Annotated in this window: 13 protein-coding genes; 10 read left to right on the top strand and 3 right to left on the bottom strand. The window is 65.9% G+C overall.

Annotated elements, in window-relative coordinates:
- Positions 1 to 135: 135 nt before the first annotated feature.
- The 3 genes from NK214_RS01695 to NK214_RS01685 form a co-directional block, all read right to left on the bottom strand.
- Entirely contained in the window at positions 136 to 1,323 is a 1,188-nt protein-coding gene (locus tag NK214_RS01695; RefSeq protein WP_227103336.1) for an O-succinylhomoserine sulfhydrylase, read from the bottom strand.
- Positions 1,324 to 1,604: 281 nt separating this feature from the next.
- Positions 1,605 to 2,240 carry a M15 family metallopeptidase gene (locus NK214_RS01690; protein ID WP_253313635.1) on the bottom strand — a complete coding sequence of 212 codons (636 nt, stop codon included), beginning with the start codon at positions 2,238 to 2,240 and terminating at the stop codon, positions 1,605 to 1,607.
- Positions 2,241 to 2,250: 10 nt separating this feature from the next.
- Positions 2,251 to 3,486: a D-amino acid dehydrogenase gene (locus NK214_RS01685; RefSeq protein WP_253313634.1), complete on the bottom strand. Its 1,236-nt coding sequence runs from the start codon at positions 3,484 to 3,486 to the stop codon at positions 2,251 to 2,253.
- A gap of 121 nt (positions 3,487 to 3,607) precedes the next feature.
- On the opposite strand from NK214_RS01685, the gene NK214_RS01680 reads away from it, so the two are divergent.
- The 10 genes from NK214_RS01680 (at position 3,608) to NK214_RS01635 (ending at position 13,747) form a co-directional block, all read left to right on the top strand.
- Positions 3,608 to 5,188 carry an ABC transporter substrate-binding protein gene (locus tag NK214_RS01680; RefSeq protein ID WP_253313633.1) on the top strand — a complete coding sequence of 527 codons (1,581 nt, stop codon included), beginning with the start codon at positions 3,608 to 3,610 and terminating at the stop codon, positions 5,186 to 5,188.
- Entirely contained in the window at positions 5,176 to 6,126 is a 951-nt protein-coding gene (locus NK214_RS01675) for a succinylglutamate desuccinylase/aspartoacylase family protein (protein ID WP_253313632.1), read from the top strand. The genes NK214_RS01680 and NK214_RS01675 overlap by 13 nt, the downstream gene beginning before the upstream one ends.
- A 291-nt stretch (positions 6,127 to 6,417) precedes the next feature.
- Positions 6,418 to 6,606, top strand: coding sequence for a DUF1843 domain-containing protein (locus NK214_RS01670; protein ID WP_107798863.1), 189 nt, complete (start codon positions 6,418 to 6,420; stop codon positions 6,604 to 6,606).
- Between the two features lie 47 nt (positions 6,607 to 6,653).
- Positions 6,654 to 7,277 carry a DUF1842 domain-containing protein gene (locus NK214_RS01665; RefSeq protein WP_107798862.1) on the top strand — a complete coding sequence of 208 codons (624 nt, stop codon included), beginning with the start codon at positions 6,654 to 6,656 and terminating at the stop codon, positions 7,275 to 7,277.
- 45 nt (positions 7,278 to 7,322) lie between these two features.
- Positions 7,323 to 7,925, top strand: a complete 603-nt coding sequence (locus tag NK214_RS01660) for a DUF1842 domain-containing protein (RefSeq protein WP_107798861.1) — start codon at positions 7,323 to 7,325, stop codon at positions 7,923 to 7,925.
- 80 nt (positions 7,926 to 8,005) lie between these two features.
- Positions 8,006 to 9,472, top strand: a complete 1,467-nt coding sequence (locus NK214_RS01655) for a GDL motif peptide-associated radical SAM/SPASM maturase (RefSeq protein ID WP_253313631.1) — start codon at positions 8,006 to 8,008, stop codon at positions 9,470 to 9,472.
- Positions 9,473 to 9,691: 219 nt separating this feature from the next.
- Positions 9,692 to 10,693: a substrate-binding domain-containing protein gene (locus NK214_RS01650; RefSeq protein WP_227103352.1), complete on the top strand. Its 1,002-nt coding sequence runs from the start codon at positions 9,692 to 9,694 to the stop codon at positions 10,691 to 10,693.
- Between the two features lie 206 nt (positions 10,694 to 10,899).
- Positions 10,900 to 11,427: a gluconokinase gene (gene gntK / locus NK214_RS01645; RefSeq protein ID WP_235088454.1), complete on the top strand. Its 528-nt coding sequence runs from the start codon at positions 10,900 to 10,902 to the stop codon at positions 11,425 to 11,427.
- Between the two features lies 1 nt (position 11,428).
- Positions 11,429 to 12,766, top strand: a complete 1,338-nt coding sequence (gene gntU, locus NK214_RS01640) for a gluconate transporter (protein ID WP_253313630.1) — start codon at positions 11,429 to 11,431, stop codon at positions 12,764 to 12,766.
- Positions 12,767 to 12,841: 75 nt separating this feature from the next.
- Positions 12,842 to 13,747 (top strand): sensor domain-containing diguanylate cyclase, encoded by a 906-nt coding sequence (locus NK214_RS01635; protein WP_107798856.1) that lies wholly within the window; start codon positions 12,842 to 12,844, stop codon positions 13,745 to 13,747.
- Positions 13,748 to 13,754: the final 7 nt, after the last annotated feature.

The following is a 13,754-nucleotide window of genomic DNA, read 5'->3' as shown; positions in this document are numbered from 1 at the left end:
TTTCAAACTTACGTTTTAATTTGACGAATGTCAAGACATGTCTCGACGGCGCTCGGGCCAAACTCTCAGGGCGGCAACAAAAGCGGCAGTCCGTATTTTAGACTGCCGTTTGAATGAAACACATGTTGAAAGCGTTTAGTCAAGGCCGCGCGCCAAATCCCGCTTCAGATCCTCGACATGCTCCAGGCCCACTGCCACCCGCAACAGGCCTTCGACGATGCCGGCCTTGGACCTGGCTTCCGGCGTGATGCGGGCGTGGGTGGTGGACGCGGGATGCGTAATGGTGGACTTGACGTCGCCCAGATTGGCGGTGCGGGAAATCAGCTGGACCCGGTCCACCACGCGCCAGGCCTCGGCCCTGCCCCCCTTGACCACGAAGGACACCACCGCGCCGCCGCCGCTTTGCTGACGCAAGGCCAGTTCATATTGCGGATGGCTGGCCAGCCCTGGATAAAACACCCGCTCCACCGCCGGCTGCGCTTCCAGCCAGCGCGCCAACTCCAGCGCGTTGGCGCTGTGCTTTTCCATCCGCAGATGCAGGGTTTCCATGCCAGAGAGCAAAGCCCAGGCGTTGAACGGCGCCAAGGTGGGGCCGGCGGTGCGCACGTGCAGGTAGATCTGCTCGATCAGCGCGTCGCTGCCCACCACCGCGCCGCCCATCACCCGGCCATGGCCGTCCAGGTATTTGGTGGCGGAGTGCATCACCAGGTCCGCGCCCAGTTTCAGCGGCTGCTGCAAGGCCGGGGAACAGAAGCTGTTGTCCACCACCAGCAGGGCCTCATGCTGATGGGCAATAGCCGCGATGGCGGCGATGTCGGCGATTTCCGTCAGCGGATTGGACGGCGTTTCCAGAAACAACAAACGGGTATTGGGCCGCGCCGCGTCGCGCCAGGCTTGCAGGTCGGTGGCGTCGACGAAGGTGGTTTCCACGCCGAACTTGGCCAATAGGCCGGCAAACAGATTGGTGGTGGAACCGAACAGGCTTTGCGAGGACAGGATGTGATCGCCGGCCTTGAGCAAGCTCATCATGATGGCCTGGATCGCCGCCATGCCGGTGGCGGTGGCGATGGCGCGCTCGCCGCCCTCCATCAGCGCCAGCCGCTGCTGAAAGGCCGCGACGGTGGGGTTGGTGAAGCGGGAATAGGTGTAGCCGTCCAGTTCGCCCAGGAACATGGCCGCGGCCTGTTCCGCCGAATCGTAGGTGAAGCTGGAAGTCAGATGCAGGCTTTGGCTGTGCTCGCGATAATCGCTGATTTCGCGGCCGCCGCGGATTGCCTGGGTTTCCGGGTGCCAACAGGCTTGTTCGATATTGTCGGATGCCATTGATGTTTCTCTGCGGGTGCTTCTAAGAATTTGTTCACGATCGGCTGCGCGTCATGAGACCTGGCGCGGCGAATACTGCTTCGAAAGGCTCATGCGCCGTGCGCACACTCCGCTTTCCCAGCCGCAAGGCCTTGTCTCGCCTTGCCTCGCGGGAGCATGAACAGGCGCCAAGGATAAGGCCAACGGCCATATTGCCTGAAAATCCGCGGTTTGCTAAATGCCTGCCGGGCATAAAGCCGCCGGCCCGGCGGCATTAGCGCCAGCCGGCGACGGCGGCCGGCTCACTCGATCAGCAGCATATGCGCGCGCACCCAGTCGCGATCCGCCGCCTCGAAGTGCCACCACTCGGTGGCGATGCCGTTGAAGCCGGCCTGGCTCATGCAATGGCGCAACAGCTGACGGTTGGCCACTTGCGCCTCGCTCAGCCTGCCGGTCCGCAGCAGCTCCGCCTCGCGCTGCGGCTGCGCCCGTTCGGTGAAGTCGTCGAAACCGGTGCCCATGTCCAGTTCGCCCCCGTCGGCATCCTCCACGCTCAGGTCCACCGCCATGCCGAAGCTGTGGATCGAACCGCGCGCCGGGTCGGCGACGTAGATGCGCTGCGGCGTGTCCTTGACGATGTCCCACAGCACCCGCTGCACCCGCCCCGGCCTCAGCGCGTCGAAAACCAGCAAATGGAAGCCGGGACGCAGCCGGCGCAGCTCGCGCGCGGCCATGGTCAGGCCTTCGGCCGCGCGGCGGTGCAATAAGGCCGGCGCCGCCTCGCCGTAAAGGTTTCGCCCCACGAAATTGTTGGCGCAGGCATAGCGCAGGTCCAGTCTCACCCCGTCGATGTCCGCTATCGACAGGTATTCCGGATGCGCCGCCAAGTCCTCCATCCCGATCACCGCTTTCATGCTCGCCTCGCTTCCCTCGTCCATCCCCCGGTCCTCACTCCCCCGCCATCTCCCGCGCCATCTCCCGCGCCAGCCACTCGGCGCTGCCCAGGGCCAAGGTGAAGCCCAAGGCGCCGTGTCCCAGATTCAGCCACAGATTGGCCGGCCCCCCGGGCGCGCGGCCTATCATGGGCACCCCGTCCGGCGTGGCCGGCCTCAAACCGGCCCATTCCGCCGCCTGTTCCAGGCGGCCCGCCCGCGGCCAATCTCGCATCACCTGCCGGCGCAAGCCGGCCACGCGCCGCGGGTCCGGGCTTTCGTCATAGCCGACCAGGTCCGCCGCCGCCGCCACCCGCAGACGGCCGCCTATCGGCGCGTACAAGATCTTGCGCTCGAAATCGGTGACGCTGAGCGCGGGCAAACCCTCGCCCGCCGGCATGTCCAGGCTATAGCCCTTCAGCGGGTAGAGCGGCAGCCGCAGGCCCAGTTTGCGCGCCAGCCCCGCGCCGCCGACGCCGGCGGCCAACACCAGATGCCGACAAGGCAGAGCGCCTCCGGGCAGCCAAACTTGCCGCACCCGCCCCTGGGCCAGTTCGAAGCCTACGACCTCCTCGCCGAAGCGGAACTCTACGTCCAGACCCTCGTCGCGCATTCTTCGCTGCATGGCCAGGCAGAACAGCCGGCAATCCGCCACCTCCTCGTCCGGGGTATGCACCCCGCCGGCCAGCGGCCCGCTCAAGCCGGCCAAGGCCGGCTCCAGCGCGCGGCAGGCGTCCGCGTCCAGCAAGCGCTGGCACGCGCCCAGCTCGCTCAAGGCCGCCACGCCTTGTCCCGCATGCTCCAGCGCCGCCGCGCCGCGGTACAGCACCAGCTTGCCATTGCGCCGCCAGGCGAAACCGTCCAGGCCTTCCGCGCGCAGCGCGTCCAACTGCTGGCGGCTGCTTTGCGCCAACCGCCACAATTGGGCGCTGCCGGCGCGGTTGGCCTCGCGGTTGCAGGCGCGGTAGAAGCGCCACAGCCATTGCCACTGGGCCGCGTCCCAACGCGGGCGCAAACGCATCGGCGCGTCCGCGCTCAGCAGCCAGGCCAGCGCCTTGGCCGGCACCCCGGCGTCGGCCAGCGGCGCCACATAGCTGTAGCTTAGCTGGCCACCGTTGGCGTGGCTGGCGCCGGCCGCCGCCTCGCCGCGCCGTTCCAGCACCGTGACCGGCCAGCCCGCCCGCGCCAGCCGCCACGCACTGCACAGTCCAATCACGCCGGCGCCCACGATCAGCACCCTCGCTTCGTCCATTCCGCCCCCTCGCAAAGTCCATCAAACCCCGACGCCGGGAACCAATCGCCAAGACCTTGGACCGACAGCGGTAGATGACGGACAATTCGCCTGCCGCGAACAAGAACTCAGGATAGCGTAAATGACAAAATCGATCCTCTCCCTTTCCCTGCTGCTGGCCGGCGCGCTGCCCGCCGCCGCGCTGGCGGCCAAGCCCCTGGTCTTTTGCGCGGAAGCCGCGCCGGAAGGCTTCGACCCGGCGATGTGGGACACCGCCTCCACCTACAACATCGTCAAGCCCGTCTTTCAGGGTCTGACCGAATTCAAACGCGGCGGCGTGGCGCTGCGCCCTGGGCTGGCGGAAAGCTGGAGCGTATCGGCGGACGGGCTGGAATACACTTTCAAGCTGCGCCGCGGCGTCAAATTCCATCAAACCGATTACTTCAAGCCCAGCCGCGACTTCTCCGCCGACGACGTGGTTTTCACCGTCAACCGCTGGATCCGGCCGGAGCTGCCGTTCAACCAAGCGCTCAAGACCCCGCTGACCGGCCCGGACGGCTACGGCCTGGTCAAGCTGATAGACTCGGTGCAAAAGCTGGACCCGAACACCGTCAAGATCCGGCTGAAAGAACGCAACGCCACCTTCCTGACCTTCTTCGCGATGGGCTTCGCCGGCATGCAGTCGGCGGAGTACGCCCAGCAGTTGCTGCAGGCCGGCAAGCCCGCGCAGATCAATCTGCAGCCCATAGGCACCGGCCCCTACCGCTTCAAGAGCTACGCCAAGGACTCGACCGTGCGCTACGAGGCCAACCCCCAGTACTGGGGCGCGCCGCAGAAAACCCGCAGCCTGATTTTCGCCATCGTCACCGATCCTCAAGTGCGCATCCAGAAACTGAAAGCCAATGAATGCCAGGTGGCCGCGGCGGTGCGCGAGGCCGATCTGGACACCTTGAACGCCGACAAGAACATCAAGATCGCCGCCACCGGCGCCAGCAACATCTCCTATCTGGCCTACAATCTGAAACGGCCGCAATTCGCCAAGCGCGAAGTGCGCGTGGCGCTGGACATCGCCATCAACCGCGACGCCCTGTTCAAGACGATGTTCCCCAAGGGCGGCGCCACCCAGGCGGTCAACCCCTATCCGCCGTCCACCTGGAGCTGGAACGCCAAAACCCGCAATGAATACAACCCGGCCAAGGCCAAGGCGCTGCTGGCCCAGGCCGGCTACCCCAACGGCTTCGCCCTCGATCTGTGGGCGCTGCCGGTGCAAAGGCCGACCAACCCCAACGGCAAGCTGATGGCGCAGATGATCCAGCAGGACTGGGCCAGGATAGGCGTCAAGGCCAATATTCGATCCTACGAATGGGGCGAATACCTGAAACGCGCCGCCGCCGGCGAACACGATGTCTATATGTCCGGCCTGACCAGCAACTCCGGCGATCCGGACGATTTCCTGTGGAACTCGCTGTCCTGCAGCGTCAGCAAGGGCGGCCAGCGCTTTTGCAACCCCGAGTTCGACAAGCTGCTGCTGCTGGGCCGGCAGGCCACCGAGCAGAAGCAACGCGCCCAGTACTATTTGAAAGCCCAGGAGATTTTCAAATACGAACGTCCCTGGATCACCATGGCCCATTCCCGCATTTACATTCCGCTGCGCAACAATGTGCAGGGTTTCGTGATGAATCCCAACGGCTCTTTCGACTTCGAGGACGTATGGCTCAAATAAACCCAAGCTGGCCGCCCTATTTCGTCAGCCACCGCTATCAGGGCTTGCGGGCCGGCCCCCGCCTGATCGTCACCGCCGCCGTGCACGGCAACGAGGGCTGCGGCACGCTCGCCGTCCGCCGGCTGATGGCGGAGCTGGAACAAGGCGCGCTAGCCTTGCGCGCCGGCCGGCTGACCCTGGTCCCGGTGAGCAATCCGCTGGCCTTTCAGTTGGGCCAGCGCGGCGGTGAACGCAATCTGAACCGCCATCTCGCCCCCAGCGACGCGCCGCGCGATTACGAAGACCATGTCGCCAACTGGCTATGTCCGCTGCTGGCGGAGCACGAGGTTTTGCTGGACTTGCACTCCTTCCAGTCCCAGGGCCAGGCTTTCGTGTTCCTGGGACCGCGCGACAACGCCGGCGAGCTGGAGTCCTTCGCCCTGGCCGCGCAAGAAGAAGCGCTGGCGCAAAGGCTGGGCGTGGCCCGCGCGGTGGACGGCTGGCTCGCCACTTACGCGCTGGGCGTGAGCCGACGCGGCAAGGCCCCGGACGGCGACGTCCGCTACGGCGTCGGCACCACCGAGTACATGCGCCAACAAGGCGGCTGGGCGCTGACGCTGGAGTGCGGCCAGCACGACGACCCGGCCGCGCCGAGCGTCGCCTACCAGGCCATCGTCAACACCTTGGCTCATCTGGGCATGTTGGACGCGCCGCCGCCCGCGGCCGGCCCCTTGGAGGTGCTCAGCCTGTACGAGGTGGTGGACAAGCTCGACGACGGAGACCGCTTCGCCCGCGACTGGACCAGCTTCGACCCGGTGAGCCGAGGCGAGCTGATAGGCTGGCGCGCCGACGGCAGCCCAGTAACGGCGCTGGACGACGGCCGCGTCGTCTTCCCCAACCCCCGCAGCCCTAGCGGCCAGGAGTGGTTCTATCTGGCCCGGGCGTCCTCCCGCTTTTGAGAAGCTGTTGACGATCCGCCGCGCGCAGCGAGGCGCGGCCACCGCTTCGGAATGCTCATGCGCCGCATGAGCATTTCACTTTCCAAGACCGGCTCCCAGCGCCATTCTGCACGACTCAGCATTTCCACTTAAGTATTTGTTTTTCATAAAAACCGCCATTTAGGCCAGCACGCCCCCCATCCCAACTGCTACACCGATAAGCACTGCCGCGCGGCCGGCAGCCGCTACCGCGCCCGGTCGTCCCTGGCCGTGCGTCCACCTCAAATCATTCAGCGCAAGGAAGTGAACACCATGAGCCATCTTCCCACGCATCAAACGCTGCCTTATGGCGTCGCCATTCATCAGGCGATCGCCGAAGGCAACCTGGCGCAGATGAAAACCTTGCTGGAGCAAGGCGAGCAGCATCTGCACCAATACGGCGATCTGCACGCCGCCATTGAGCAATTGAAGCTGGAAATCACTCGTCTGGAACGGCGCTGAGCGCCGCGCAGCCCGAGGCATCCCTCACCTTTAGTTTTGGAGGTCTTATGTCAGGCAATACTCAGACTGAAATCGGATTGTTCCCCGTCAGCTACCTCATCGGCAACGATCTGGCGGGCGCGCCAACGCTGCTCTTGAACCTGCTGGTGGCGCCCCCCACCCACTCGGTGACCGGCAGCGCCCACGTCGTCAACCAAAGCCTCCACCCGCCGCTGAACCTGCACTCCCATGTTCACGGCCAATACGCCTACCTGGGCGTGGTGCCGACCAGCGAGGGCCGCATCCTGATCTCCGCCCAAGGCCACAACGGCAACACCACCAACTTCAAATTGCACCTGGTGCTTAGCCACGACTGGAAAAAGGGCATCGCCAATTACAGCTATCTCGACGGCTCCACATGGGTGGAAGTGGACAATGTGCCGGCCAAGCTGAACCCGGAACTGAAATCCCGCTATTTCCCGCTGCCGCTGGAACCCGGCCCGGTGATCCTGCCCAATCCGCCCATCATGGCCCTGTACGGCGTGCCGATCCAAAGCGCCATCGCCAGCGGCGACCTGGCCCATATGAAAACCCTGGCCGCTTACGCCAAACAGCAGCTGGACGCCCAGCCGCAACTGCGCAAGGAACTGGATGCGCTGAAGGCGGAAATCACCAAGCTGGACCGCAAATAAGCAGGCGCGCGCGCCGATACCTTCCCATTCGTCAAGGAGTGCTCCATGTCAGCAACAGGATTGTTCCATGTCCGTTACCTCATTTCCCAACCGGTGCTGGGCGCGCCGGTCCTGACCCTGGACTTGCTGGTCGACACGCCGCAGAAAAAGATCAGCGGCCACGCCAGCATCACCCAGAGCGTCAGTCCGCCGCTGCAGTTCCAGGCCAATGTCTGGGGCCATTACAGCCAGGCCAAGCTGGACCCGTCGGCCGAGCATCACATCGTGCTGTCGCTGGAGGGCAGCCCCAGTTCGCCCAATAGCCAGATCGCCGAAACCTTCCATCTGCAAGGCATCCTCGATCAGGACTGGCAGGACGGCCACGCCAGCTATCGCTTCTTCTACCAGGAAGCCTGGCACACCGTCGCGCACGCCATCGTCACCGAAGCGCCGGCCGTGCACCCGGAGCCGCGCGCCGGCAGCAAGCCCTATCCGCACCCCATCCCGCTGTACGCCGCCGCGCTGCAACAATCGCGCGTCAGCAGCAATCTGGCGCAGATGAAGTCCTTGGCCGGCCAGGCGGAAGAGCAGCTGAAGCAGCACGACAATATCGAGGCCGCGCTGAAGCAGCTGCATGCTGAAATCGCCCGCCTCGAAGGCAGGCACTAAACCGCCCCGCCTCATCCGCGCTTGTTCAAAGCCCAGGAGCGCCCGCCGGGCGCTCCTCGCCCTCTCTCAAGGACCCGCCCATGCTAGACGACAGCCCCGCCGTCCGCCCGGCACGCTATCTGGACGACGAAGACTTCAAGCGCTATGTCCCGGTGCACGTGGTTTGGGAAATCACCCTGGCCTGCGATCTGAAATGCCTGCACTGCGGCTCCCGCGCCGGCCACCGCCGCCCGAACGAGCTGTCCACCGCCGAATGCCTGGAAGTGATAGACGCGCTGGCGGCGCTGGGCACCCGCGAAATCACCTTGATCGGCGGCGAGGCCTATCTGCGCAAGGACTGGACCCAGCTGATCCGCGCCATCCGCGGCCACGGCATGTATTGCGCGATTCAGACCGGCGGCCGCAATCTGAACCCCGCCCGGCTGCAACAGGCGATAGACGCCGGCCTCAACGGCGTCGGCGTGTCGCTGGACGGCCTCGCGCCCCTGCACGACAAGGTGCGCAATGTGCCGGGCGCTTTCGACAAGGCGGTGGACGCCTTGCGCCGCGCCAAGGCCTCCGGCCTCGCCGTCAGCGTCAACACCCAGATCGGCGCGGCCACCATGCCGGACTTGCCGGCGCTGATGGATCAGATCATCGAGCTGGGCGCCACCCACTGGCAGATCCAGCTGACGGTGGCGATGGGCAATGCGGTGGACAACGACGAACTCTTGCTGCAGCCCTACCAATTGCTAGAGCTGATGCCCTTGCTGGCGCGGCTTTACCGCGAGGGGGTGGAACGCGGCCTGTTGATGAACGTGGGCAACAATATCGGCTACTACGGCCCTTACGAGCGGCTGTGGCGCGGCTTCGGCGACGAGCGGGTGCACTGGAGCGGCTGCGCCGCCGGCCAGACCGTGCTGGCGCTGGAGGCGGACGGCACCGTCAAGGGCTGTCCCTCGCTGGCCACCGTCGGCTTTTCCGGCGGCAATGTGCGCGATATGAGCCTGGACGACATCTGGCATCACAGCGAGGGCATCCATTTCGGCCGGCTGCGCTCGGTGGACGATTTATGGGGCTATTGCCGCGGCTGCTACTACAACGACGTCTGCCGCGGCGGCTGCACCTGGACCTCCCACTCGCTGCTGGGCAAGCCCGGCAACAATCCCTACTGCCATTACCGCGCGCTGGAACTGGAAAAACAGGGCCTGCGCGAGCGCATCGTCAAACTGCAGGACGCCGCGCCGGCCTCCTTCGCCGTCGGGCGTTTCGACCTGATCACCGAGGACATCGCCAGCGGCCAGGAAGTCGGCCGCATCAGCCGCAGCGGCCAGGTGATCGCGCTGACTTGGAAAAACAAGGGCAAGACCGCGCCGCGCGAAGGCCGGCCGCCGGCCAAGCTGGCGCTGTGCCGGCAGTGCCAGCAATACATCCACCCCGACGAGACCTGTTGTCCGCACTGCGCGGCCGACGTCGCCGCCGCCGAACGCGATTACCTGCAAGAACAGGCCAGACGCCAGCAGGTGATCAACAATCTGCGCCGCCTGCTGGGTTTGCCGGACGATTAAGGCGCCGCGCCGGCGCCGAAACGCGGTTTTATGCCAAAAAACTCGGCGCCGCCGCCACGGCCATCCACTGGCCATAGCTCATTTGACGAAAATCGGTCTACAATCGCGGCTTGCCTAGCCTCACCACGCCGCCATGGGAGCCCGATGCCCGCATGAACCGTTTCGCGCCGTTCGCCCTATCCCCGGAAGCCGTCGCTTCCGCCTTGCCGGGCCCGCGTCATGAGCGATAAGCCGCGCCGCCCGTCGCTGCAGGACATCGCCGACCGGGTAGGCACTTCCAAGATGACGGTCAGCCGTTATCTGCGCAACGCCAGCCTGGTGTCGGACGCCACCGGCCAGCGCATCGCCGGCGCGATGGAGCAACTGGGCTATATCCCCAACCGGGTGCCGGACCTGCTGGCCCGCGCCAAGAGCCGCGCCATCGGCGTGCTCTTGCCGTCCATGTCCAATCAGGTGTTCTCCAGCCTGGTGCACGGCGTCGAAGCCATGACCCGCGAGGCCGGCTACCACACGCTTTACGGCCATTACTGCTACGACATCGAACAGGAAACCCGGCAAGTGGAGCAGCTGCTGTCCTTCCAGGTGGACGGGCTGATCCTATGCGAAACCGTTCACTCCGAACGCACTTTGCGCATGCTGCAGGTGGCGGCCATCCCGGTGGTGGAAGTGATGGAGTTGCCGACCCAGCCCATAGACCTGGCCGTGGGCCTGGACCATCGGGCCGCCGCCGAGGACATGACCCGGGCCATGATCGCGCGCGGCAAGCGGCGCATCGCCTATCTGGCCGCCCGCCTCGACCGCCGCACCCGCTTGCGCGCCGCCGGCTACCGGGCGGCGATGGAGCAGGCCGGGCTGATCCCGCTGGAGATCCAGACCGAACAACATTCCAGCTTTCAGCTTGGCGGCGAAATGCTGCGCCAGGCCATGGCCTCCGCGCCGGATCTGGACGGCGTGTTCTGCACCAACGACGACATCGCCGCCGGCGCGCTGCTGGAGGCCCAGGCCATGGGCCTGGCGGTGCCGGAGCGCATCGCCGTCGCCGGCTTCAACGCGCTGGACATCGGCGCCGCGCTGCACCCGCGGCTGGCCAGCGTCGTCACGCCGCGCGAAGCGATAGGCCGGCTGGCGGCGCAACGCCTGCTCGGCCGCATCCACGGCCAGCGTTACGCCGATCCGGTCGTGGACCTGGGCTATACCCTGAGCCTGGGCGGCAGCGTCTAAGCCGGTGCCGGAATACGACACCGGCCTCCCCGTAAAATCCCTTAGCAATCAAGCCCTCAAGCAATGACGCCGGTTCCGGATCAAGCCCGGCGCTCAAAACGCTTGCCTGCTCGCCGCAAAGCCGACATATTGTCATCGGCATGATGTTACCGGTAACAATCACGATCCGCCTTCAAACGAAAGCGACAACTCATTGGAGTGGCTTCATGAATTCCACACCACATCAGGTTTACGTGCTGATGGGCGTCTCCGGCTGCGGCAAATCGGCGCTCGCCGCGCGGCTGGCCCAACACCTGACATGCGCCGTGCTGGACGGCGATTTCCTGCATCCGCGCGCCAATATCGACAAAATGGCCGCAGGAACGCCGCTGGACGACGCCGATAGGCTGCCCTGGCTTGCCGCGCTCAGCGACGCCGCCTACGCCATGCAACGCAGCAACGCGCTGTCCATCATCGTCTGCTCCGCGCTGAAACGGCGATACCGCGATCAGTTGCGCGCCGGCAACCCCCAGCTGTCCTTCCTCTACCTGAAAGGCGACTTCGACTTGATCCTGCAACGGCTTCAAGCCCGGCAAGGCCATTTCCAGAAGGCCGATATGCTGGCCTCTCAATTCGCCGCGCTGGAAGAGCCGGGGCCGGACGAGACCGACGTCCACGCCCTGGACATCCGACCCGAGCTGGACAGCGTCGTCGCCGGCGCGCTGCGCCTGATCCAGTCCCGCCAGGAGCGCTGACATGTCCATCGCAACCCTGGTATTGACCGCGCTGGGCTCGGTCGCTCTGTTGTTGTTGCTGGTGATGAAGGCGCGCCTGCACGCCTTCATCGCGCTGATGCTGGTCTCGATCGGAGCCGGCGTGGCCTCCGGCATGCCGGTGGAGAAAATCGCCGACACCATGCAAAAAGGCATGGCCGGCACGCTGGGTTTCCTCGCCGTGGTGGTGGCCTTGGGCGCCATGTTCGGCAAGATCCTGCACGAAACCGGCGCGCTCGATCAGATCGCCGACCGGCTGCTGAGCCGCTTCGGCGAACGACGCGCGCATTACGCGCTGGGCGTGGCCGGCCTGGTCTGCGCGTTGCCGCTGTTCTTCGACGTCGCCATCGTGCTGTTGATCGGCGTGGTGTTCGCGGTGGCGCGCCGCACCGGCGGCAATGTGGTCAAGCTGGCGGTGCCGCTGTTCGCCGGCGTGGCCGCGGCGGCGGCCTTCCTCTTGCCCGGCCCCACGCCCATGCTGCTGGCTTCGCAGATGCAGGCCGACTTCGGCTGGATGATTCTGATCGGGCTGGCGGCGGCGATTCCCGGCATGCTGCTGGCCGGACCGCTGTTCGGCAGCTTCATCAGCCGGCACGTCAGCCTGGCGCTGCCGGACGACATCAGCGAGCCGGCTCTGGACCGCGGCCGCATGCCCTCCTTCGCCTTCAGCCTGACCCTGGTGCTGTTCCCGCTGGTCATGGTGGCCTGCAAGACCCTGGGCAGCCATCTGGCCGCGCCGGGCTCGGCCGTCTACCACTGGCTGCAGTTCATCGGCCACCCGTTCAGCGCCATCCTGGCCGCCTGCCTGATCGCCATCTACGGCCTGGCGATCCGCCGCGGCATGGACGCGGAACAGGTCATGCGCGTCTGCAACGCCGCGCTGCAACCGGCCGGCATCATCCTATTGGTGACCGGCGCCGGCGGCGTGTTCAAGCAGGTGCTGGTGGATTCGGGCGTGGGGCCGGCGCTGGGCAACGCGCTGATCGGCGCCGGCCTGCCCATCGCCGTCGCCTGCTTCGCGCTGGCGGCCGCGGTCAGGGTCATACAGGGCTCGGCCACCGTCGCCTGCCTGACCACGGTGGGCCTGGTGCTGCCGGCCATCGAAACCATGGGCTTGTCCGGCGCGCAGCTGGCGGCGCTGTCCATCTGCATCGCCGGCGGCTCCATCGTGCTCAGCCACGTCAACGACTCCGGCTTCTGGCTGTTCGGCAAATTCACCGGCGCCGACGAGGCTCAGACGCTGAAAACCTGGTCGCTGATGGAGACCATACTGGGCACGACCGGCGCCCTGGTCGGCATGGCGGCCTTCGCCATGCTGTGACGCGCGGCATGCGCCTTGGCAAGCATGGCCGCCGGGTACGATACTCACTGAAACACGCTTGAGTAGCCCACCGCCATGACGGACCCCCTCTGCACCACCCTGCTTGCCTTGCTGGACGACAGCGCGGTCCTGATCGCGCTGTTCGACCCGCAAGACATGCTGCGCTACGCCAACACCGCCTTTCGCCAAAGCTTCTTCCTGTCCCAAGAAGAACACCTGAGTTGGGCGGAACTCATGCGACGAAACTACCGGCAGAAGCAAGGCTCGCGGATAGAAACCGACGATATCGAAGCCTGGCTGCGCTCCGCCTGTTCGCGCCGCGGCAAACTGCCTTACCGCGCATTCGAGGCCGATCTATGCGACGGCCGCTGGATGTGGATGACGGAAACCATGAGCGCGGACGGCTGGATGCTGTGCCAGGCCAGCGATATCACCGAACTGCGCGCCGACAAGCGCGAACTGCGCCAGGCCCGCGACGTGGCCGTGCGCGCCGCCCAGACCGACCCGATGACCGGCATCAGCAACCGCACCCATCTGATGCAGTTATTGCAACTGCTGTTGCAGCAGCGGCTTCAGCACGCGGCGCCGTCCTGTCTCGCCATTCTCGATCTCGACCACTTCAAGCGCATCAACGACCTGGAGGGCCATCCGGCCGGCGACCACGTCATCTGCGGCTTCGTCCAGACCGCGCGCGCTCAGTTGCGGCAAAGAGACGGCTTCGGCCGCTTGGGCGGCGAGGAATTCATGCTGCTGCTGCCGCAAACCTCGCTGCTGGAGGCCGAGCAATGCTGTGAACGGATTCTCGCCGCCGCGCGGCTGGACCGCCCCCTGGCGGCCAAGCCGGAGCTGGGCTACACCTGCTCGATCGGGCTGACCGAGCTGCGGCCCGACGACGACATCGCCAGCTGCTACGCGCGCGCCGACGAAGCGCTGTACCACGCCAAGGGCAGCGGGCGGGATTGCGTGAGCAGCGTGCGTTAAAACCGGC

Origin of the sequence: Chromobacterium sp. S0633 (assembly GCF_024158805.1) — a bacterium.
In the GTDB taxonomy this organism is placed as follows: Bacteria; Pseudomonadota; Gammaproteobacteria; order Burkholderiales; family Chromobacteriaceae; genus Chromobacterium.
Note: the sequence above shows the minus strand (reverse complement) of the source record. Positions and strands in the feature narration are given on the sequence as shown.